Source organism: Bacillus sp. SIMBA_074, from assembly GCF_046534555.1.
Classification (GTDB): Bacteria; Bacillota; Bacilli; order Bacillales; family Bacillaceae_G; genus Bacillus_A; species Bacillus_A mycoides.
Genome location: NZ_JAWRYM010000033.1, coordinates 1 through 22,473, shown reverse-complemented (window position 1 = coordinate 22,473; position 22,473 = coordinate 1). Strand labels below are relative to the sequence as shown.

Here is a 22,473-nt window from a genome sequence, read left to right as displayed (position 1 = left end):
AAAAAGGCTGCAGAGAACTCCTTCTCCACAGCCTAATTATTATTTTTGCAAAAACGCCTGTAAATCTGCAAATTGTCTCTTTGCATCTTCATAGCCTTGCTCATATAGATTTTGTAGTTTTGCCGTATCTTTTTCCATACGATCTACTTGAAGCTGTACTTCTGGACGAATAACAAATAAGTTCCCAGCTTGCTCTTCTTTTTCAATGTAGTGAAGTGTTTCATTATATACTTCATAACGATTCAACATCGTATTAACAAGTTTCGGATATTTTTTATAAGCTTTCGCTGCCACCCATCCAAACTTTGATTTTTTCTTAGCATAACCATGATTTCTCGTTAAAATAACGACTGATTTTTTAAATCCATCTTCTTGCGCTTTACGAACTGGAATCGGATCAGAAATTCCTCCATCTAATAACTGCTTACCACGGTAATTTACTACAGGTGCAATGAAAGGTAATGAACTAGATGCTTGTAATAAATTTAGTGCATCATCATTCGTTCCTTCTTTTTCAAAATAAACAGACTGTCCTGTTTCACAATCTGTTGTGCCTACAAGGAAACGCCCTGGACTATTAAAATATGTTTCAAAGTCAAACGGGACATGTTTTTCTGGAATTTCATGAAAAATGAACTCCATATCAAACAATTGGCGTTTTCTCCATAAATTTTTATACGATAAATATTGTGGGTGTGATGCATAATCAATATTTACTGTTTTATTTCTATTTCTTTGTCTGGAAAGATACGACGCTGCATGACAAGCACCAGCTGATACACCAATTACATATGGAAAATATAAATCTTGTTCCATAAAATATTCTAATATCCCGCCCGTATATACACCACGCATACCGCCGCCTTCTAATACTAATCCGGTATTTTCAAGCATGTTATTCTCTCCTCTTTATATATTGACTCTTTAATTATTCACTATGTTAAGTATCTTCCTCTATTATATATGAGTTTTTTTAGAAATTATATTCAAAAGGCTTGAAATAAAGGAGTTTTTTCTTCCAATTATATTTCCAAATGTTTGGAGACATCCTTTATAAACCTTTGAATAAAATCTTGCTCTTCTTCCGTATATCCATCTAACAGTAGCAGCCACTTTTCTTCAGCTTGTTTATGCAATTTATCATGAGCTTTATATATTTCATTTCCGCTTTCCGTTAAGCGAAAGAAAATTTCTTTTTGATTATCTAACATTTGCATCTTCTCAACGAATTGCTTTTGAAACAACTTTGTACAAATTTTAGAGATTGCACCCTTTGTCATTCCCATTTCTGTCGTAATAGCGGTTACATTCATCAGAGCATTTTTTCCGATACACTCGATCACATGTAGTTCAGATAAAGACATACCACTTATACCTGTCTCACGAAGAAACTTCTCATTTTGCCCTTTCAAATGTTCTTCTTTTTTATGCAAAAGTGTACGAATGTCCGAAAGTATTTCCATTTGTTTCGTTGTACGTTCCAATCCGTTCGCCCCCTAAGTTTCCAAAGAAACAATTTAACTATATACCATTTTAAAATCATTTTTTCATATTTACAAGTGAGAAAAATATGTTAAAACAAATTTAGTTTCCGAGGAAACTAAATTACAAGGAGGTTAACATAATGAAAAAATCCAAACTACATTTCATTTTATACGTTGTCTGTATGAGTGCCTTACTCGGTTCCTTCGCTCAAAATATTTACACACCTATCTTGCCTATGATTCAAGCTTCTTTTCACACTTCTCTTTATCTAGTAAATTTAACAGTTTCATTATTCACATTCGTTCTTGCAATTATGCAGCTCATATACGGACCTTTAATTGATACAAAAGGGAGAAAATCTGTCCTTATCCCTAGTTTAATCATTAGTACAATTGGTTCAATCGGATGTGCTTTTTCGGCGAACGTTTATTTATTTCTATTTTTTAGGGCTGTTCAAGCTATAGGAATAGCAGCTATCCCTGTAGTTGCAGCAACGATTATCGGTGATTTATTTGAAGGAAAAGAGCGCGGAGAAGCGATGAGCCTGTATCAAATGTTACTTGCTCTCGCACCTGCAATTGGCCCTCTTATAGGTGGTTATCTCGGCAGTATAAATGGCCATTTATCCGTATTTTTGTTTTTATCTACACTTGGCATTCTCTTATTAATTATAAACATTTCACTACTTCCAGAAACAAAACCAACTGTAATTAAGCAACCGCAAGCAAAAAAGAGTTACTGGTTTATCTTAAAAAATAAAACTGGATTTTCTATTACTCTTATTGGCTTCATTCAATTTTGTATTTACTTTTGCTTCCTCGTTTTTTTACCAAGCATTTTAACAAATTCATTTCACTTAACTGCAAGTAAAATTGGTCTTATATTTGTACCGATGTCCCTTTCTATTATGTTAGGAAGTTATTGCTACAAGCTTTTGCAAAAACGCCTCACAACAAAGCAAGCTTTATTCATCACTAGTTTCTTCAATATTATATGTGTCACTTTATTCTCTTTCACATATGGCATCAATATCTCATTCATCATTATCGTTACATCTTTATACGGTTTTAGTATGGGACTTTCTATGCCAACTCACACTACTTTATTAACGGAGGAATTCGTACAAGAACGCGCAACTGCTATCGGTATGTACAACTTCATCCGCTATCTCGGTATGGGCACAGGGCCACTTGTAGGTGGATTTCTTGTATTTAATCAAAATTACTTTTGGATTTTCTTCCTAGGTGCAATTACATTTCTATTTATCATTTTATGCGCAATGAATATGCTACGTTTTCAGGCTGTACAAAAAGCAAAATAGAGACCTATAGATGGTCTCTATTCTAAACTCTTTGATCTGCAACGATATGAATATCAATATAATTCGTTTGCCTCATAATTTCATTTACAATTGAACCTTTTCGTATTTCTTCCCAACGTGTTCTTGCCGATTGCCCAAGTAAAATTTGTGTTACTTGTAGTCTTTTCGCGACTTCAATAATAACATCCGCTGGCTTTCTTCCTTTTGCCTCTTCTAAAACAAAACTCGCATCAAATTGATTCGTTAGCAACTTCCACTCTTCAATCGTTTGCTTTTTCCCTGCTGAAAGGGACTCTATATTTTCTCTTTCAACATTTAATACATACAATTCAGCGTTTAACCGATCCGCCATGCGCCATCCACGTCTTATTAATTTCTCTGCTGTTGAACTGTATTGTACACAAACGAGAATTTTTTCTTTTACACCAATCGGTTCTATAACGGTTTGACTAATTTTCTCGTCCATATCATCTGCCACTTCACGAAGTGATAATTCTCTTAGTGCCCCTAAATTATTAAGTGTAAAGAAATTTTGTAAGCTTTGCTCTATTTTTTCTTCCTTATATATCTTCCCGTCTATTAATCTCTTCCTTAATACTTCCGGCGTTGCATCAACGAGCTGAATTTCATTTGCTTTTTGTAAAATAAAGTCTGGAATACGCTCTCGTACTTTGACATTCGTAATTTGAGCTACAATATCATGAACACTTTCTAAATGTTGAATATTAAATGCTGATAATACAGATATACCGGCATCTAACAATTCCTGCACATCCATGTAACGTTTCTTATTTTTCGACCCGGGAATATTACTATGCGCAAGTTCATCCACAACAACAATTTGTGGTGCCCGCTTTATAATTCCTTCCACATCAAGCTCATAAAATCCCTTTCCTTTATAATCTATTTCTTTTAAAGGGACTTTTTCTAAATCAGCAATCGCTTCTTCTGTCTCTTCCCTACCATGTGTTTCAATTAAACCAATTACAATATCAATACCATCCTTTTTCATTTCTCTAGCATCATAGAGCATTTTATAACTTTTCCCTACTCCTGGTGCAGCCCCTACGTATAGCTTTAACTTTCCGCGATTTTGCTGCCGAATATATTCTAAATACTCTTCTGGCGTTCGCCTTTGAAACGTCGGTTTATAGTCATCCGCATACAAAACACTCACAACCTTTCTTTCGAAACAACGCTACCTCAATCCGTTAGATTGAGGTAGCACTGTTACTATTTCATTAATTTCTGCAATTCTAAATTTAGCTTTAAGACGTTTACACGATCCTCTCCAAATAAACCGAGTGCAGCTCCTTCTGTTTGATCCTTAATCAATTGATCTAGCTTTTCTTTCGGAATATTCGTTAATTTCGAGATGCGATCTACCTGTACGGAAGCCGCCTTCGGACTAATATCAGGATCAAGCCCTGAACCTGAATTTGTCACTAAATCAATCGGCACTTCTGTAACTGGAACGGCCCGGTTTTGTTTCTTCCACTCTTCAATACTTTTCTCTACTCGTTTCTCTAAATCTGGATTAGACGGTGCATAGTTATTTGAACCAGATGCTTCTGCCTTATATTCAATACTAGAAACACGCCCATGAAAATAACGTGGATCTGTGAAATTTTGACCGATTAATTTTGAACCAACTACTTCATCTTTATCATTATATATAAGACTTCCATCCGCATTATCCTTCATTACCGCTTGCGCAATACCAGTTACAATAAGCGGGTATACGAGGCCGCACAAAACTAGAAATGTAAAAGTAATACGAATAATTGGTGAAAGTATACTTTGTTTTTTCGCCATCTTTTTCCCCTCTTCCTTATATGAACAAGCCGACAATTATATCAATTACTTTAATTCCAATGAATGGAACGATAACTCCACCAAGCCCATAAATGAGTAAGTTTCGGCTAAGCAATGCATTAGAACTCATCGGTTTATATGCAATACCTTTCATCGCTAACGGAATTAGTAGTGGAATAATAACCGCATTAAATATTAATGCTGATAAAATCGCTGAAAGTGGCGATGTTAATTTCATAATGTTCAATGCTTCCATTTGCGGAATTGCTAATGTAAACATCGCTGGAATGATTGCAAAGTATTTTGCTATATCGTTTGCAATACTAAACGTTGTTAACGCACCACGCGTCATTAACAATTGCTTACCAATTCCTACAACCTCAATAATTTTAGTTGGATTCGAATCTAAATCGATCATATTTGCTGCTTCTTTCGCAGCTGTCGTACCACTATTCATCGCTAATCCAACATCCGCCTGCGCTAATGCCGGGGCATCATTTGTACCATCACCTGTCATCGCTACAAGTTTCCCTTTGTCTTGCTCTGCTTTAATAACCGCAATTTTATCTTCTGGTTTACACTCAGCAACGAATTCATCTACTCCTGCTTCCTTTGCAATTGTTGCTGCTGTTAACGGATTATCACCTGTACACATAACCGTTTTAATCCCCATTTGGCGCAATTGTTCAAAACGTTCACGCATACCAGGTTTCACTGTATCCTTTAAATATATTAAACCGTAAATACGATTATCTACTGCAACTACAAGTGGTGTTCCGCCTTCTTTTGAAATTAAATCTGCTTTTTGATTCACATCTTTTGGAATCATCCCGCCTTGCGATTGAACCCATTCAATCACGGCACCAACAGCACCTTTTCTCACTTTCGTTCCATCCTGTAAATCAACACCGCTCATTCTTGTTTCTGCTTTAAATGGAACAAATTCACCTTGTTCTGCAATTTCTCTATTATATGATATAGATTTCGTTTGTACATATTCTATAACAGATCGACCTTCTGGTGTTTCATCTAAAACTGAGCTAATCGCAGCCCATTTTCCTACTTGCTCAATCGTTTCATTTCCTACTGGTAGCAGTGTATGTGCCATCCGGTTCCCGAAAGTAATCGTACCTGTTTTATCTAAAATAATCGTATTAATATCGCCCGCAGCTTCTACTGCTTTCCCTGACATCGCTAATACATTAAACTTTGTTACGCGGTCCATCCCAGCAATACCAATCGCTGATAATAACCCACCAATTGTCGTTGGAATTAAACAAACTAACAATGCTACAAGTACAGCTGTATCAATTTGAAACCCTAAATAGTTTGTAAAAATCGGCAACGTCACAACGACGATTAAGAAAATTAGAGTTAAACTCGTTAATACTGTATTTAAGGCAATTTCATTCGGCGTTTTTTGACGCGCAGCTCCTTCTACTAAAGAAATCATTTTATCAATAAATGATTCGCCAGGGTTACTCGTAATTACAATCGTAATCTCATCACTTACGACCATCGTACCGCCTGTTACTGAACAAAAATCACCACCTGCTTCTTTTATAACAGGAGCTGATTCCCCTGTAATTGCAGATTCATCGACAGACGCTAAACCTTTAATTACTTCACCATCATTTGGAATCATTTCTCCTTGTTTTACAATAACAACGTCACCTTTTCTCAGATCAGTTGCTGAAACTTGAACAATATCTCCATTTTCTTTTACAACATTTGCAAATACATCTTTCTTCGATTGTTTTAAAGAATCAGCTTGCGCTTTACCACGCCCTTCAGCTAAAGCTTCTGCAAAGTTAGCAAATAAAACTGTAAATAATAGAATGAGAGAAACTGTTATATTAAACCACCCTGGTACACTACTAGAACTACTTGGAAGAAAGGATAAAATTAACGTAATGATAAATCCAATTTCCACAACGAACATAATCGGATTCTTTATCATTACTTTCGGATTCAATTTCGCAAAGGATTGTTTCATCGCATGTGTCACGATATCACGATCCATCGTTTTTGCTTGTCTAACCTCATCTTCTACAGCATGTATTTGTGATTCATGTACTCTTTTTTCTTTTACTACTACCGGTCTCATCATTTACCCTCCATTACTTCAATGTAAGAAATTCTGCAATTGGGCCAAGTACTAACATCGGGAAGAATGTTAACGCACCAACAATTACAATTGTTCCGATAAAGATCCCTCCAAATAAACCATTATCCGTACGGAATGTCCCGACTGTTTCTGGTACTACCGTCTTCTCTTTCAGTGAAGCTGCAACAGCTAGCATCGTAATTAAACTGAAATAGCGTCCTAAAAACATAACTAAACCAGTCGTAATATTCCAAAACGGTGTATTGTCTGCTAAACCTTCAAATCCAGATCCGTTATTCGCAGCTGATGATGTATACTCATATACAACTTGCGTTAAACCGTGGAAACCTGAATGAGAAATTGCATCCGTTCCTAAGCTTGTTGAAAGAGCTAATGCTGAAAACCCTAAAATAAGCAATGGATGAAATAAAATCGTTACCGCAATCAATTTCATTTCCTTACCTTCAATTTTCTTACCTAAAAACTCCGGTGTCCGTCCAACCATTAAACCAGATATAAAGACTGCAATAATTGCATACATAATAATGTTCACAAAGCCTGCTCCAACACCGCCGTATACTGTATTTAACATCATATTTACGAGTGGAACTAGACCACCAATTGGTGTTAACGTATCATGCATCGTATTAACGGCCCCTGTTTCCGCAGCTGTCGTTACTGTCGCATAAAGGGAAGAAAATACTGTTCCAAATCGGACTTCTTTTCCTTCTGTACTTCCTTGTACATGTTCGATACCCATTACATTTAACACTGAATTTCCATGTAATTCAGATGTCGTAATCGTTATAAATCCTAGTAAAAACACCATGAATAGTGACACGAAAAGGATACGACCTTGTTTTTTATTTCCTACCATTCGTCCGTACGTAAATGGAAGTGCTGTTGGCAATAACATCATAAGCATCATTTGCAAAATATTACTCATTTGCCCTGGATTTTCAAAAGGATGTGTAGAGTTTGCCCCGAAAAATCCACCGCCGTTATTTCCAAGTTCTTTAATGGAAACGAATGATGCAACTGGACCACGTAAAATACTTTGTTTTGCCCCATCAATTGTTTGTGCTGTAACTGCCCCGTCTAACGTTTGTGGTACACCAAGTGCGACAAAGATTAGCGCTGCAACAAACGCAATAGGAAGAAATACTCTCGTTAAAGCTCTCGTAAAATCAACGAAAAAGTTACCAAGTTCTTTTCCAGCGAGCCCTCTTATAAATGCCATAACGAGCGCTAACGTCGTTGCTGGTGCTGCAAACATTAAAAATGTAATCCCGATTAATTGTGATAAATAAGACAAACCATTTTCACCGCTATAATGCTGTAAATTTGTATCAGCCATAAAACTAATTGCTGTATTAAAAGCAAGCGTAGGCTCCATTCCCTCGATATGCGCTGGATTTAGCGGCAGCACACCTTGTAATCTGAAAATGAAATATACAACAACAATCATAAATCCGTTGAGTAAAACGAGTGATAATGCGTACTGTTTCCACGTTTGATTGTATTCTTTTACACCCGTAATTTTAAAAATAAGTTTTTCAAAAGGCCCGAATACTTTATCTAGCGTTTTGCTACCTTGAAAAGCTTTTTCTAAATAAATCCCCGTTGGCTTTGCTACTAGAATAAACAAAAGCATTGTAATAACGACTGCAACCCAAATCATAATGAATGATTCCCCCTAATTAAAACTTTTCTGGATTTAATAATGCGTACACTAAGTACACCGTAATCGCTGCAACAATAACCGATAAGGCAATCATCATGATTGCTTCCCTTCTTTCACAACTTTATCTGACCAACTTGCAAGACTTGCCATCGATGCGACTAACCCAACAAAAATACCGATCATTACAACATCTAACATAACTACCCCTCACTTTTGTTAAAATTTACCATATAGTTATCGAAAAAAGAACACTAAGCTCTACTTAGTGTTCGAAACGAACAACACAAAGTAAACCTCCTCTCTAAACGCTTACGAGGTTAGCTGTCGGATTCGGGCCTAAAGAGTAGCCCTACTTTCAAAATTGAAAGATTCACCCCAAGTGACAATGCACAAAATTGGTTCCCCCGCTCCATTTCTGGAACTCAGCGATTTTAGGTTTTTTTTGGAAATTTCATGAATGATTTATGAGAGTAAATATACTCCTCTATATTTAACTTGTAAAGAGGAGAATTTCTTGAAATACGAAAACATTCCGTCATTTAAGCGTTTACATTGAATGTTATTAATATTTTTTCATCTGTTTTCTTGTCTTTTCTTTCTTTTTCATAAAAATGATCCTTTAAATATGAAATAAAAAGAGCGAATTACATGAAGTGCATAGCTTGTTGCACTCAGCATTCGCTCTTTTTTCATTCAACCTTTATTCTCCACGCAAAAAAGCACGCAAATTTCTCCCTCGAATATAGACTTGTGATAATTCTGCATGTAACTGCTCATATTCGGTAATATCCGTCTCTAAATACAAAACATCTTTTGATGGTAATATAATATATGGCCCTGGAAAAAGAGGATCGAGCACTACCAATTCGTCAACTCTCTCTACCGATATCGCCCAACGATTCGCTATATCTCCTAGTAACAACACTTTCATCTTCATTTCCCCCACCTTATTCAAAAAATAAAAAAGAAATATTATCACAGTTCGTAAACACTACAAATTTAGCTCCAATTGTTTCATAGAGCCTGGCCGGATATCGTTTATTCCTTGTAACAACAGTAATAGGCGCTTGAAAAGAAAAACGAATGCGTTCTGTGAAGAAACTAACTATCGGAAGCTCATCTCCTAGTAAAATCACCTTCTTAATATGCTCGCAAATACTAGTAAAATCCTGCTCCTTAGTACAGCTATAAGTCCAATCAAATCCACAATTTCTAACTTGATCTGCTATCTCTTCATTTGCTGTAAAAATAATTAACTCATGCTGAAATGCTGCTAGCTCTCTTAAACTCTTTACCTTATTTTCTTCTCCAACGCAAATAAGCGTTAATTCCATGTACCTCATCCTCCTTAGCATAAAAGAACTCAAACATAGATTGATATTCTCCTATACTAATCAGACCGACGAAGTGATATATCCATCATGGCACCGCCCTCTCTCAAGACGCTTACGAAGTTAGCTGTCGGATTCGGGCTTTGAGAGTAGCCCTACTTTCAACATTGAAAGATTCACCCCTAGTGACGACGCACAAATTGGTTCCTCCGCTCCATAAATTTGAATTCAGCGTATTACAAAATAATCTATTTCCCCCATATAATACGGAATGAAAAACAGATTCTGGCTGATATATTACTCCTGAATTTGGAAAAAGTAAACACAAAAAAAGCCAGTTAACAAACTGGCTTCTCGTATCTTTATACATGCGTCTTATTCAATTTATATGCAAAATGATTCGTCGGCCCATGACCACTTCCAATATTCAATGGCTCTTTAATTGCTATACTAATAAATCGTTTTGCTTCTTGAACTGCCTCTTCCATCAAGTAGCCTTTCGCAAGTCCTGCTGTAACCGCTGAAGCAAATGTACACCCACTTCCGTGCGTTTGCTTCGAAGGAATTCGTTCACTTCTAAATTCAATAAACTGCTCACCATCAAAGAGTAAATCAATTACTTCATTACCTTGATATTCTGCATGTCCGCCCTTCATAAGCACATATTTAGCTCCTAATTCATGCAATACTTTTGCAGCTTCCTTACTATCTTCTACATTATGAATCTCCATTCCAGTTAACACTTCTGCTTCAGGAACATTCGGTGTTACAACAGTTGCTACTGGCAATAAATATTCTTTTAATGCTTGTACTGCTTCTTGTTGTAATAATGATGCCCCGCCTTTTGCAATCATAACAGGATCTAGCACAATATTATTCCAGCCAAATTTCTTAATATGCTCTGCCACAATTTGAATAATTTCACTACTAAATAACATTCCCAGTTTTACAGCATCTGGCGTTAAATCCGTACCAATTGAATTCAGCTGCTCCGTAATCCCTTCTAAAGAAATAGGATATACCCCTTGAACGCCAAGCGTATTTTGAGCAGTAATTGCTGTAATAGCCGTCATTCCATACACACCAAGCTCTTGGAAAGTTTTTAAATCTGCTTGAATTCCAGCGCCGCCTCCGCTATCAGATCCTGCAATCGTTAAAGCTTTATTCACTTTCATCCCACTCATCCTTTTCTATCCAAAATAGCGATGATAAATTGTTTTCGCTTCACCTATATCTTTCGTTCCATGCACAAGTACACGACCATCTTTGAAGGCAACTAATCTCTTTTCTCCAACAGAAAAGGATAATAAATACGGATTTATATTTAAATCAGTCACACGATCATTCAGCAATTTTTTATATTGTTCAAAATCCATTTCCTCTTTATGAGGTGGTCTAATTTGAACTGTATTTCTCCCACATAACACTGCTGTTTTTGAAGTGTTTTCCTTATTTAAATACGGATATACTGCCCGTTCACCACACGATAGACAATTATGTTTACGAAGCTTTTGCACATTCATACATGAATACTCATTTTTCCATACATCAAATGATACAAGTCCCTCTCGAAGTGATTCGTAATCTTCCACTAACAGTTTAAGAGCTTCCGTTACTTGATGAGAAACGACAAGAGATACAGCAGGTGATATAATACCCGCTGTATCACATGTCGCTCCGCCAAGCGGAATCGATTGTAATAAACAAGATAAACATGGCGTTTTTCCTGGAAGAATAGTATAAAAAAGCCCGTAACTTCCTACACATGCCCCGTAAACCCATGGAATAGAATATTTTTGCGATACATCATTCACAATGAAACGTGTTTCGAAATTGTCAGTCGCATCGATGATTACATCAACATTTGTAACGAGTTCTTCTAACTCTTCAGCCGTTACATCCTGAACGAGAGCTTCTACTCTTACTTCACTATTAACCTCTTCTAGACGTTTTTTTGCCGCTACAGCCTTCGGAAGATTATTCTCTACATCACTCTCTGCATACAATTGTTGTCTTTGTAAATTACTCCAATCGACATAATCACGGTCAACAATTGTTACTTGACCAACGCCTGCTCTTACAAACATCTCTGCGTTTGCACTACCTAATGCGCCTGCACCGATAATAAGTACATGCTTTGTTCTTATCTTTTGTTGCCCTTCTTCCCCAATTGGAGAAAATAGCTCTTGGCGAGAATATCGATTATTCAACTACGCTCATTCCTTCTAAAGGACTACTTGCTGTTGCACAACGTTTACGTGCAATACGACCTGCTTCAAACCCTAATCGTCCTGCCTCAATACCTAATTTCATTGCGTATGCCATTTTAATAGGATCGTTCGCTCCAGATACTGCAGTATTCAATAACACACCATCCGCTCCTAATTCCATCGCAAATGCCGCATCAGCTGGGCTACCAATACCTGCGTCAACGATAACTGGTACTGTCGCTTGTTCAATAATGAAGCTTAAATTTAATGGATTTACAATACCAAGTCCTGATCCAATTGGTGATGCTCCTGGCATAATCGCATGCACACCAAGTTCTTGTAGTTTGCGTGCTAATACAACATCATCAGATGTGTAAGGAAGAACGATAAATCCTTCTTCTAGTAACATTTCAGATGCCTTTAACGTTTCTACTGGATCAGGTAATAACGTTCTATCATCACCAATAACTTCTACTTTTATCATGTCACAAAGTCCAGAAGCTTTTGCTAATTTTGCAATACGAACAGCTTCTTCAGCATTTTTTGCTCCTGCTGTATTCGGTAGTAACGTATATTTTTTTACATCAAGTTTCTCTAATAAATTAGGCTGCTTCGCATCAAATATATCCATACGACGTACTGCGAATGTTAAAATCTCAGCCTCAGAAACATCAATTGCCTTTTGCTGCACATCAAAATCAGGGAATTTCCCTGTTCCTAATAAAAGTCTAGAATGAAATGAAAATTGTCCAATGTTTAACATAATCAACCGCCTCCTACGAAAGTTACAATCTCAATTTGGTCCCCATCAAAAACAGATGTATCGTTATGATCATCTTTTTGTAAAATATCTTTATTACGTTCTACTACAACAATTCTGTTATCTAACTCTAAATGTGTAAGTAGCCCAGCTACTGTTTTTATACTCTCTGGCACTTCAATTTGGTTACCATTAATTTTTAAATTCAAACTTCCATCCCCTTTCTAAACCGTTTTAGAAAGCAATGAATCTAGCAAGTGATTCTCCTGCTTTCCTTCTATTAAATCAGCCATATACTGACCAGAAACAGGACTTAATAAAATGCCGTTTCGATAATGGCCCGTACAAGCATATAAACCTTTTATTTCTTCATGCTCTCCCATATAAGGAGCTTCATGATTAGACTGCGGTCTTAACCCAGCCCACGTACTTTCCCATTCTGCTTCTTTTAAAGCAGGTAATATTGTGTAGGCACGCTCTAATATGGAAGTAATACTTTCTGGTTGTACAGACTTATTAAACGTATGAGGCTTCATTGTTGCCCCAATTACGTAACGGCCACCACGTTTCGGCGTAATATAAAAACGTTCTTGGAAAATAGGAGCTTTCAAGAGCGGTTTCTTGCTTCTTACTGCAACAACTTCACCCTTCACAGGATACGTGCCCCAATCACTATGGAAATAATGTAGTAATTTCGTACTCCATGAACCACCCGCAATAACAACTTTTTCACATGTTATAACACCTTCGCTCGTAACAATTCCAGTCACTTTATTATTTTCAATACGAATATCAAACACTTCTGTTTGTTCATATATATCAGCACCGGAAATTGCTGCAGAATGTGCGAATGCTTTCGTAAGATCTGGTGCAATAACATGACCATCTTTTGGATAATATACTGCTCCTATAATTGATTCGGATAGAAACGGCTCTTTTTCTCGCAAACGATCACCCGTTAGAAAATATGAATCTTCACCTGTTTTCTGCTGCCAATCCATAATATGAAGAATTCTTTTCTTCTCATCTTCATTTTGAGCGATGCGATAAATGCCCTTTTCTTCATAGCCAATATCGATGCCTGTTTTTTCACGTAAAACTTCTGCAAGTTGTGGAAATATAGCACTGCTTTCTCTAGCAAGCTCAAACAACGGATCATATGCATCCCATTCTGCCTGAACACCGAGCAAACCAGCAGCTGCTTTCGAAGCTTCAGATGCGATTCTTTGCTTCTCTACAATCGCTACTTTATGCCCTCTTTCTGCTAGAAAGTGTGCAACTGAACTACCAATCACACCTCCGCCAATAATCGCTACATCATACTTCTTACACATGTTTTTCCGCCCACTTTCTTATTGATTCCTTATAAGATTTCGCCTTGCTATACGGATTACTACTGCTTATAATTCCGGACATAACAGCAATACCACTTACACCATTTGCAAGAACATCACCTGTATTTTCAGGGGTAATCCCACCAATTGCAGTTATTGGTATGGATAAACAACTTGCCATATGAGCAATTTCTTCTAATCCTCTCGCTGGCACACCTTTTTTACAATCTGTCGGAAATACATGACCATAAACGAGTGAATCTGCTCCATTTTTAAATGCTACTATCGCTTCATCTAGCGAATGTACTGAATAACCGACATGCAAATAAGAAAATTTTTCTTTCACTAACCTTACATCTGCGCTTCTATATCCTAGTTGAACACGAGGAATATTTAATAGAATGGCGATATCAATTCGATCATTTATAACAAGCTTAGATGGCGGAAAGCCTTTTTTTAAAAGACTTTCCACACCTTCATACAATTCCTTCGTACTCTTCTCACGCTCACGAATATGCAAATAATCAATCTCACTCTCAATTTGCATCGCTACATTCACTAACTCTTCGAATGGCATATGACCATTTGAGATTACATGAAGCTCATTTTTCATATTCATTCGCCTACTTTAAAATGTTTTCAAATAATTCATCGGCTGGAACAATTTCTTTCGCCATTCCTTTGTCTTTCAACCATTTGTTTTGTTTCTCCCATGACTCTTTTGAATCCGATAAGAATGGCTCATCTTTCGTTTCCATCTTCTCTAATAAAATTTTCATACTTTCTTTTTCAACTTCTGGTACAAGCGGGAAGTTTTCTTGTTCTTGATGATCTAATAAAATATTTAATGCTTCATCGGGGTTTTTCTTCATAAAGTCATACCCTTTTTGTGCCCCACGTAAAAAGGCTTGCAATGCTTCTTTATCTTTTTTCAACGTTTTATCACCCGTTACAAACACAAGCTCATGATAGTTCGGTACACCATAATCTGCTGGATTAAAGTATGCTGGTTCATGACCTTCATGACGCATAACAGGTACTTCATGGTTAATGTATGCTCCTGTTACCGCATCCACTTTTTTCGTAATTAATGCTGGTACTAAATCAAAGCCAACATCGACTACTTTCACTGTATCTGGATTACCACCAGCTTCTTTTACCATCGTTTTTAAATACATCTCACTTAAAGGTGTTCCAGAATATCCAACTGTTTTCCCCTCTAAATCTTTTGGCGATTGAATGCCTGCTGACTTCAGTGATACAACATGATTTAACGGTGAACGTACGACAGCTCCAATTGATTTCACTGGAATTTGTTCATTTGCTTTTGCCATGACAACATCTGGTTGATAATACAAACCAACTGTCACTTTCCCTGCCGCCGCTAGCGTTAATGGATCAGTCGGATTAGAAGGGAATTTAATATTCACCTTGACTCCTTCTTCTTTAAAGTATCCTTTTTCAATTGCCGTATAAATAAAGCTATGTACCGCATTCGGGTACCAATCAAGCATTACTGTTATTTCTTTTTCTGATTTATTCTTATCTGATGCCGAGTTACTCGAACATCCTGCAATCATTGCAACTAATAATGTAAACACAAAGATGCGTTTTAATAATTTCATGAATGCTTCCTCCAACTAATAAATTTCTTTTCTAATATCGAAACAAGTATGACGAAGAAAATAGCTAATAATGATAACAATACAATTGGTGCAAATACACCAGCTCCGTCTAACTGCGTCATCATTCTTTTACTGAAATATCCAAGCCCAGCTTGTGCACCGAGCCATTCACCAATCGCTGCCCCAATAACGCTAAGTGGTATCGCAATTTTTAACGCTGAAAAAAAGTAAGGAAGAGCAGATGGCAACTTTAGCTTTAGAAAAACATCTTTTTTCGTTGCACCATATGTAACTAATAGCTCCTCCCATTCTTTTTTCGTACTGCGCAGTCCATCATACGTATTGACCGCAATTGGGAAAAACGTAATTAAAACGGTAACAACAACCTTACTCCAGATGGTATATCCAAACCATAAAACGAAGAGCGGTGCAAGCGCAGTGATCGGGATTGTTTGTGAAGCAACTAATAACGGATAAAATGCTCTTTCCATCCACGTACTCGCATTCATTAACATTGCTAGCCCTACGCCCAGTACGATAGAAATAACAACGCCTATTAAAACGACGTACAACGTTGCAGGTAAATGAACCATAAATAATATATCTTTCAGCGTCCATATCTTCATTACAATTGCAGAAGGTGATGGCAAAATGTACATCTCATCTACAATTCTTGCTCCTACTTCCCACAGAGCAAGTAAAATTCCACTTAATATAAGGGCAGGTAATAACTCCTTCAAGCGATTCATCATACGAGTACCTGCCTTTGTAACATACTAAGGAGCTCTTCTTTAAGCGCTAACACTTCAGGTTTATATAAATCTTTTCTTGTTCGGTTACGATCAAGCGGCACAATTCGCTCAGTTAAAGTTGCTATCGGTTGATTTTCTACAACCAAAATTCGATTAGAAAGAAACAATGCTTCTTCAACATCATGAGTGATAAATAAAATTGTTTTTTCCCACTCTTTCCATTGTTCAAACAACCATTCTTGCAAAGATGCCTTCGTTAAAGCGTCCAATGCGCTAAACGGTTCATCTAACAATAATATCTCCCCACCTGTTAATAAAGTTCGGATAAAAGATACGCGTTGCCTCATACCACCAGATAAATCTTTCGGATATTTTTTCTCGTACCCTTGTAAACCAAATTTATGTAACAGTTCTTTCGCTTTTACTTGCGCTTCTTTCTTCTGCACACCTTGGCACTCTAGCGGCAGGGCCGCATTCTCAATAATCGTCCTCCACGGCAAGAGCATATCTTTTTGGGGCATATACCCTACAGAATGACTCTTTGTTTCTGTCAGCTCTATCTGTCCAGTACTTGCCTCTTCTAAGCCTGTAATAAGGCGAAATAAAGTACTTTTCCCGCATCCACTCGGTCCGATAATACTTACAAACTCTTTATCTTGTATAGAAGCATTTAATTCATTGATGATTGGTTTCTCATCATAATGAAAGGAAACATTATGAAACTGTAGTATGTTCTTGCTCCTCAAAACCCCACATCTCCTTACGATAAGCCATATCCCAGAATAAATATTCAAATCGGCTGGAATATAAGAAAATCTCCTCTAATCGGTCTAGCTCTTTCTCTGACTTTCCAACTGCCATTTCATTTAATAAATCTATTAACCAAATACAAAGGTTACCGTATTCTTCAGAACTATATCCTTGAATCCACTCTCCAAAGAACTCATGATCGCTTGCTCCAGGAATATCATTTAAACGCTTTCCAATCTCCCAATAACTCCACATACATGGAAGTAAAGCTGATATTAATTCAGCAATTGTGCCATTTTGAGATACAGACATCATGTAATTTGTATAGGCTAAATTTTTAGCAGATGGTTTCGCAGATTCCATCTCTTGTACAGAAATGCCAAGTCTTTTTGCATACTGTTTATGAATCGTCATTTCACCATTTAAAATCCCATCAATTTGCTCTGCAAATTTTGCCATAACTTGTGGATTCGTTGCCTTTACAACCCCAATTGCATATAGCTTTGCATAATCTAACAAATATAAATAATCTTGAATAATATAGTACTGGAATTTGTCTTTTTCCAACGTACCATCCCCCATACCTACTACAAACGGATGATTATGACTTTTCTCCCAAACAGGCTGCACCGTATCAAATAATCTTTCACAAAATTTCATTAATAATTCCCCTTCCTATATATCTATTTATCTCAATAAAAAAACCACTTCTGTATAAAAGAAGTGGTTACAGCAAATAAAATTATAATTTATTCGTTGTTCCACTTCCCTTCGCTAGTATTATCTAGATCAGGTGTTGTAAGGGTTAAGGATTATTCCTCTCTCAGCACGAAAAGCACCCCTAGTGGTGTTAATATGAAATTTTCAAATAAAAAAGCCCCGTTTCTATACGCAAAGAAACGGGGACTCATTGTTAATGTCCGAATTGCTTCCCTACGCTAGCATAATCTAGATCAGGTAATAAAAAGGATCAAAGGCTTACGGCCCTACTCTCAGCTGGCAACACCAGCCCTCCTAGCAAACTATAAAATTATCACTGTCAGTATAACACCGCCATAAGACATCATCAACTGTTTTAATTTTCTTAATTGAGAATTAATTCTTAACATGTTAAACAAATATAAATGCGACCTCACAAATGATATATACAATATTTATATACGAATCTCTCTTCTGACATTATTTTTATTGATTTCATATTACATTTATGTGAATACGACCAATATATTATATCTTTATACTATAATAAAATTACAACTATACAACTAGAGGAGGTCTTTATTACATGAATATGAAAGCCACAGCTTTAACAGCAACTACTATCGCAATTGCTTCTTTACTTCCTTCTATGGGAGAATCCGATATACAAACAGCGGCTGCTAAGCAACCATCTACAGTAAAAACTGGATATGTAAAAATTGACAACGTTGCACTACATCAAAATAGCCATACAGACAGTGCAATAATTGATACCATTCGATTTAATAGCCCGGTTACTATTCTTGAAACAGTTCAAGATTGGTATAAAGTATCTGTTAACAACAAAACAGGCTATATGAAAAAAGATGCAATTCTATTCAAAAAAAATGTTCAACCAAAGTCTCAATATATCGTAAATGCAAACGCATTAAACGTTCGTTCTGAACCTAATACAGAGTCTTCTATTCTAGATATATTACCAAATGGTCAATTCATTACCATTCAAGGTGAACAAGGAGATTGGTACAAAATATTACATAACGGTCAAATTGGTTACGTACAAAAAACATTTGTATCTAATGGATCCACACCTCTAGTAAAAGGTGTAACAGTACAAGGTTCTCCTTCGTATACTGTTGCAACACCAAAATTAAATGTACGTAGTAATGCTAGCACAAGTGGCACTCTACTTGGCTCATTACAAAATGGTACACAAGTACAAGTAGTAGAAACGGTAGGTACTTGGTATAAAATTCGTTTTGGCACAGGATACGGATATGTAGCAAAACACTATGTAGTGCAAAATCAAAATCAAGCACACGCTAAAACAGCTCCACCTGCATCAATTCCAGCAGTTTTCAAATTCCCTACTCAAGGGAAAATCAGCTCCACTTTTGATATGCGCTGGGAGCAAATGCATTATGGTATAGATATAGCAGCACAAGGAAATGTCTCTATTCAAGCTGCTGCTGCAGGTAAGGTTGTGAAATCTTATTATTCGGCTAGCTACGGCAATGTCGTGTTCATCGCCCATCAAATAAATGGGAAATTATATACAACAGTTTATGCTCATATGAAGGATCGCACTGTACAAGCTGGTGATCAAGTACAAACTGGACAATTAGTAGGTCATATGGGAAACACAGGTCATTCATACGGGCAACATCTCCATTTTGAATTACATAATGGGGAATGGAATTTTGAAAAAACAAATGCAGTAAACCCACTGCCATATTTAGTTAGGTAAATTATATGCCACGCAATATACCTCTCTTTATTGAATACCTGGCCTTTTTAGGTTTAATCTGTTGTTTAATCATTTATAATACGAACACTGTATTTTTATCTATTATTATTGCTTTTGTTGCTTTAGAAATCATTATGGAAGCATTACAAATGCGGCTAAAACAAAAAATTGCCCATATTTATAATGTAATTTTTCTTTTAAGTGCTCTTATAACAAATATAATTAGTAATGGTTTTTATTTATCTACCGTACTTCCTGTATTCTTTATAGGTGTTTTATTATTCATAGCTAGATACGTTCATATTCCTAATAACCAAAAACATGAACAAGAAGCTTAGAAAGAGGAGACACTGTGTACCAATCTTTCAAAGATAATCCAATGAAATATACATTGAATTTATATGAAAAAATGAATACTTTTTTTGGTATACAAGGAAGTTATACTGCACAATTTCTCCTTTATGGAATGTTATTTCTTATCTTAGTTACTTTCTCCTTACTTTACTAAAAAAAAAGGATCTCACATAAACTTGAGATCCTTTTTAATTTATATTAATTTTTAATATGTAAAATATGGTTTATCCACAAGCATATTTTTCATAAATGAAACTAAGATTATATTTTTTCTCTAAGCTCATTCTTTGTTCATCGTCGCACCAATAGAAAAGAATATCATGAATCGTTGCATAACGCTTATTTTTAAGAAATAGTTTAAAGAATGATGGTAAACAATCATGTAATTGTATAAATATATAATTGCGTAGTATTTCTTCTTTGTATTCAATTCCCTTACAAATATACAGTAATTCTTCACAGTAATATGCATGCTGTGGAACTTGGATCATTTCGAAAAATGGTACATATGATAGTAGCTTTCCAATAAAATGACCATACCGATCCATTACCCCTATCGTCATATGCTCCATCATTTCTTTCATCACATATAAATAATCATCTACATGAGTTGTCTTTAAAGGGTCTAATCGATCGGAAATTTGTGAAAGTACAGCTCTTTGACAAGCTAACACCGCTTGACTAGGTCCATAATATGATAGGAAGTCTGTACACTTACGATACTTTCGTAATAAGTCATGTGTATATAAATCATACACAAAAGTATTACAATACATTGCCAGACTCATCATATCACTATTTAATTGCTCTTTTGACAGTAGCTTAGCTCGCTTACACATATAAAAGAATGTAAATTCCAATACTTCTTTATGAGATAATAGATGTTTGCAATCTGTTATACATTTCTCATTAAATTTAACTCGATCCCAAATTTCTACATCCTCAGCTGTTAATTCACCAATACGATATTTAATAATTAAATAGTTTAAAGCAACTGCTTTCGTCAAAAGATCCCATGTTTCATACTCCAATGAAGTTCGGACAAATTCATCTAGCCCTTGGGTTATCATAAAAGCATTTGCCTCTTCATACCAACCAATCTCTTGACATAAACGAAGAATACGTACTAGAGTTGGAATTTCATCTTTATGAAACTGCGGTAAATTCTTTACTTTATTCATGCCATATACGATAAATGGCGCTAAATTTTCTTCTTTATAAAATTCTTTTTCTTTCCATACTAATATAGTTCGCTCTTTCCCTTCACCTTTTGGATGACAAGGTACAAGCAAAGAAAATAACTCAGCGAAATCATTTGGTTCTATATATGTATCTGTAACCAAATTCCAATTTGGATCGCCCTGTACAGCCCTCATATAATTCCCCTTCCCTTTTTATCCCGCTATTTGCGGGCAGTAAGACTCCCACCTCAAAATTCTGCGAATGTGAGGAAGTTAGGTAGGAGATAAAACTGCCCATAAAAGCCCGATTGGTTCAACTAATAATTATTTTGGGATGGACACCCCCCAATAATTAAAGTTTCACTTTATCTATGTAGGAAATATTAATTCATTATTACATCATTAACAATGAATATTGTTATATTCAAAATCTATCATAATACTTATATCTCTCAGTATATCATTTTTTCTCTTATTAAAAATCAGGAATGACAAATTTTAAAAAAATGTCAAACATATTGACGCTATACTTATTATATAATGTCTCAGATACATCACGCTAACATATTAGTTTAATCCGTATATACTAGAATAATGTATCTGATCTTTATAAATAGTTTATTCCGTATGCTCTGAGATTTCACTTAAAGCAAACCCTGCTTGATCATCTGCTGATTTTCTTATAGCTAAATCACCTAGTGCTAGCATCCCAACAAGTTGACCGCTCTCAACAACCGGTAACCGTCTAATTTGATATTGTGCCATTAATTCTGTAGCTTTTTCAATAGAATCATCTGGAGAAACTGAAACAATGTTTGTTGTCATTACATTTGTAATTTGATTAGATCCAGGATGTTTTTCAGCAATCCCACGAACAACTAAGTCTCGATCAGTAACAAGCCCAACAACTTGTTTATTTTCAATAACAGGAATCAATCCAACCGATTCTTCCTTCATTTTTACAGCTGCCTCATATACATTGTCTAATGGTGTACAATGTACGATATGAGTACTCATAAGTTCTCTAACTTGCGTCATTTTTCATCTCCTCCTTTTACTACATACCATAGCTTTTCCTAAATCCCTTTATTTATTTCAGGAAAATAAGGTGATAAAAAGAGGCTTATACATAATAAAAAAGAGTCAGCAATATGCTGACTCTTTTTTTATGACCCGTACGGGATTCGAACCCGTGTTACCGCCGTGAAAGGGCGGTGTCTTAACCACTTGACCAACGGGCCATGGCTCCGCAGGTAGGACTCGAACCTACGACCGATCGGTTAACAGCCGATAGCTCTACCACTGAGCTACTGCGGAA

The 22,473-nt window shown here is 36.1% G+C and carries 25 protein-coding genes, 2 tRNA genes and 4 riboswitches; of the genes, 3 read left to right on the top strand and 24 right to left on the bottom strand.

Annotation, left to right across the window (positions count from 1 at the left end; all coding sequences use genetic code 11):
• Positions 1 to 39: 39 nt before the first annotated feature.
• Entirely contained in the window at positions 40 to 894 is an 855-nt protein-coding gene (locus SB773_RS24905) for a patatin-like phospholipase family protein (RefSeq protein WP_410592762.1), read from the bottom strand.
• A gap of 128 nt (positions 895 to 1,022) precedes the next feature.
• Positions 1,023 to 1,484 carry a MarR family transcriptional regulator gene (locus SB773_RS24900; RefSeq protein WP_088033982.1) on the bottom strand — a complete coding sequence of 154 codons (462 nt, stop codon included), beginning with the start codon at positions 1,482 to 1,484 and terminating at the stop codon, positions 1,023 to 1,025.
• 140 nt (positions 1,485 to 1,624) lie between these two features.
• Here SB773_RS24900 and SB773_RS24895 point away from each other — a divergent pair, with 140 nt between their 5' ends.
• Positions 1,625 to 2,806 (top strand): MFS transporter, encoded by a 1,182-nt coding sequence (locus tag SB773_RS24895; RefSeq protein ID WP_410592759.1) that lies wholly within the window; start codon positions 1,625 to 1,627, stop codon positions 2,804 to 2,806.
• Positions 2,807 to 2,828: 22 nt separating this feature from the next.
• Here the strand turns inward: SB773_RS24895 and kdpDN are convergent, their stop codons facing one another.
• The 18 genes from kdpDN to tenA form a co-directional block, all read right to left on the bottom strand.
• On the bottom strand, positions 2,829 to 3,983 hold the full coding sequence (kdpDN, locus tag SB773_RS24890; protein WP_410592757.1) for a KdpD-like non-kinase potassium sensor: 1,155 nt from the start codon (positions 3,981 to 3,983) through the stop codon (positions 2,829 to 2,831).
• 56 nt (positions 3,984 to 4,039) lie between these two features.
• On the bottom strand, positions 4,040 to 4,621 hold the full coding sequence (gene kdpC / locus SB773_RS24885) for a K(+)-transporting ATPase subunit C (RefSeq protein WP_410592755.1): 582 nt from the start codon (positions 4,619 to 4,621) through the stop codon (positions 4,040 to 4,042).
• A 16-nt stretch (positions 4,622 to 4,637) separates the two neighbouring features.
• Positions 4,638 to 6,728 (bottom strand): potassium-transporting ATPase subunit KdpB, encoded by a 2,091-nt coding sequence (gene kdpB / locus SB773_RS24880; protein ID WP_283749596.1) that lies wholly within the window; start codon positions 6,726 to 6,728, stop codon positions 4,638 to 4,640.
• A 13-nt stretch (positions 6,729 to 6,741) separates the two neighbouring features.
• Positions 6,742 to 8,409, bottom strand: coding sequence for a potassium-transporting ATPase subunit KdpA (kdpA, locus tag SB773_RS24875; RefSeq protein WP_131247270.1), 1,668 nt, complete (start codon positions 8,407 to 8,409; stop codon positions 6,742 to 6,744).
• A gap of 19 nt (positions 8,410 to 8,428) precedes the next feature.
• A complete protein-coding gene (gene kdpF, locus SB773_RS24870) occupies positions 8,429 to 8,509 on the bottom strand; it encodes a K(+)-transporting ATPase subunit F (RefSeq protein WP_000972378.1) in 81 nt (26 codons plus the stop codon).
• Positions 8,506 to 8,610 (bottom strand): SipW-dependent-type signal peptide-containing protein, encoded by a 105-nt coding sequence (locus SB773_RS24865; RefSeq protein ID WP_000887888.1) that lies wholly within the window; start codon positions 8,608 to 8,610, stop codon positions 8,506 to 8,508. Before SB773_RS24865 ends, kdpF begins: the two co-directional genes overlap by 4 nt.
• A 94-nt stretch (positions 8,611 to 8,704) precedes the next feature.
• Positions 8,705 to 8,850, bottom strand: a riboswitch (cyclic di-AMP (ydaO/yuaA leader).
• 262 nt (positions 8,851 to 9,112) lie between these two features.
• On the bottom strand, positions 9,113 to 9,343 hold the full coding sequence (locus SB773_RS24860) for a hypothetical protein (protein WP_060749974.1): 231 nt from the start codon (positions 9,341 to 9,343) through the stop codon (positions 9,113 to 9,115).
• 16 nt (positions 9,344 to 9,359) lie between these two features.
• A complete protein-coding gene (locus SB773_RS24855; RefSeq protein ID WP_060749973.1) occupies positions 9,360 to 9,746 on the bottom strand; it encodes a hypothetical protein in 387 nt (128 codons plus the stop codon).
• 93 nt (positions 9,747 to 9,839) lie between these two features.
• A riboswitch (cyclic di-AMP (ydaO/yuaA leader) is annotated at positions 9,840 to 9,987 on the bottom strand.
• Between the two features lie 118 nt (positions 9,988 to 10,105).
• A complete protein-coding gene (gene thiD, locus SB773_RS24850) occupies positions 10,106 to 10,918 on the bottom strand; it encodes a bifunctional hydroxymethylpyrimidine kinase/phosphomethylpyrimidine kinase (protein ID WP_060749972.1) in 813 nt (270 codons plus the stop codon).
• 15 nt (positions 10,919 to 10,933) lie between these two features.
• Entirely contained in the window at positions 10,934 to 11,953 is a 1,020-nt protein-coding gene (gene thiF / locus SB773_RS24845) for a thiazole biosynthesis adenylyltransferase ThiF (RefSeq protein WP_410592750.1), read from the bottom strand.
• Positions 11,946 to 12,716: a thiazole synthase gene (gene thiG, locus SB773_RS24840; RefSeq protein ID WP_002186754.1), complete on the bottom strand. Its 771-nt coding sequence runs from the start codon at positions 12,714 to 12,716 to the stop codon at positions 11,946 to 11,948. The genes thiF and thiG overlap by 8 nt, the downstream gene beginning before the upstream one ends.
• A gap of 2 nt (positions 12,717 to 12,718) precedes the next feature.
• Complete coding sequence (gene thiS, locus SB773_RS24835; protein ID WP_002010653.1) at positions 12,719 to 12,922, bottom strand: sulfur carrier protein ThiS; 204 nt, start codon at positions 12,920 to 12,922, stop codon at positions 12,719 to 12,721.
• A 15-nt stretch (positions 12,923 to 12,937) separates the two neighbouring features.
• Positions 12,938 to 14,047, bottom strand: coding sequence for a glycine oxidase ThiO (gene thiO / locus SB773_RS24830; RefSeq protein WP_410592747.1), 1,110 nt, complete (start codon positions 14,045 to 14,047; stop codon positions 12,938 to 12,940).
• Positions 14,040 to 14,660, bottom strand: coding sequence for a thiazole tautomerase TenI (tenI, locus tag SB773_RS24825; RefSeq protein ID WP_061675217.1), 621 nt, complete (start codon positions 14,658 to 14,660; stop codon positions 14,040 to 14,042). Before tenI ends, thiO begins: the two co-directional genes overlap by 8 nt.
• Positions 14,661 to 14,670: 10 nt before the next feature.
• A complete protein-coding gene (locus SB773_RS24820) occupies positions 14,671 to 15,672 on the bottom strand; it encodes an ABC transporter substrate-binding protein (protein WP_060749968.1) in 1,002 nt (333 codons plus the stop codon).
• Positions 15,669 to 16,421, bottom strand: coding sequence for an ABC transporter permease (locus SB773_RS24815; protein WP_410592806.1), 753 nt, complete (start codon positions 16,419 to 16,421; stop codon positions 15,669 to 15,671). Before SB773_RS24815 ends, SB773_RS24820 begins: the two co-directional genes overlap by 4 nt.
• The gene (locus SB773_RS24810) at positions 16,421 to 17,170 is read right to left on the bottom strand and encodes an ABC transporter ATP-binding protein (protein ID WP_002134471.1); all 750 of its coding nucleotides are present in this window, start codon (positions 17,168 to 17,170) and stop codon (positions 16,421 to 16,423) included. Before SB773_RS24810 ends, SB773_RS24815 begins: the two co-directional genes overlap by 1 nt.
• Positions 17,139 to 17,834, bottom strand: a complete 696-nt coding sequence (gene tenA, locus SB773_RS24805) for a thiaminase II (protein WP_131247264.1) — start codon at positions 17,832 to 17,834, stop codon at positions 17,139 to 17,141. Before tenA ends, SB773_RS24810 begins: the two co-directional genes overlap by 32 nt.
• An 89-nt stretch (positions 17,835 to 17,923) precedes the next feature.
• Positions 17,924 to 18,027: riboswitch (TPP riboswitch) on the bottom strand.
• A gap of 60 nt (positions 18,028 to 18,087) precedes the next feature.
• Positions 18,088 to 18,200: riboswitch (TPP riboswitch) on the bottom strand.
• Between the two features lie 259 nt (positions 18,201 to 18,459).
• Here tenA and SB773_RS24800 point away from each other — a divergent pair.
• Together SB773_RS24800 and SB773_RS24795 are read left to right on the top strand one after the other, a co-directional pair.
• Complete coding sequence (locus tag SB773_RS24800) at positions 18,460 to 19,620, top strand: SH3 domain-containing protein (RefSeq protein WP_002010641.1); 1,161 nt, start codon at positions 18,460 to 18,462, stop codon at positions 19,618 to 19,620.
• Between the two features lie 5 nt (positions 19,621 to 19,625).
• Positions 19,626 to 19,958, top strand: coding sequence for a hypothetical protein (locus tag SB773_RS24795; protein WP_002186761.1), 333 nt, complete (start codon positions 19,626 to 19,628; stop codon positions 19,956 to 19,958).
• A 240-nt stretch (positions 19,959 to 20,198) separates the two neighbouring features.
• Here SB773_RS24795 and SB773_RS24790 read toward each other — a convergent pair whose 3' ends face one another.
• The 4 genes from SB773_RS24790 to SB773_RS24775 all read right to left on the bottom strand — a co-directional run bounded on the left by SB773_RS24790 (position 20,199) and on the right by SB773_RS24775 (position 22,472).
• On the bottom strand, positions 20,199 to 21,350 hold the full coding sequence (locus tag SB773_RS24790) for a DUF3965 domain-containing protein (protein ID WP_002125318.1): 1,152 nt from the start codon (positions 21,348 to 21,350) through the stop codon (positions 20,199 to 20,201).
• Between the two features lie 423 nt (positions 21,351 to 21,773).
• On the bottom strand, positions 21,774 to 22,193 hold the full coding sequence (locus SB773_RS24785; RefSeq protein ID WP_002125317.1) for a CBS domain-containing protein: 420 nt from the start codon (positions 22,191 to 22,193) through the stop codon (positions 21,774 to 21,776).
• Between the two features lie 131 nt (positions 22,194 to 22,324).
• Positions 22,325 to 22,396: transfer RNA gene (locus SB773_RS24780), tRNA-Glu, on the bottom strand.
• A 1-nt stretch (position 22,397) separates the two neighbouring features.
• Positions 22,398 to 22,472 (bottom strand) — tRNA-Asn (locus tag SB773_RS24775).
• Position 22,473 lies beyond the last annotated feature (1 nt).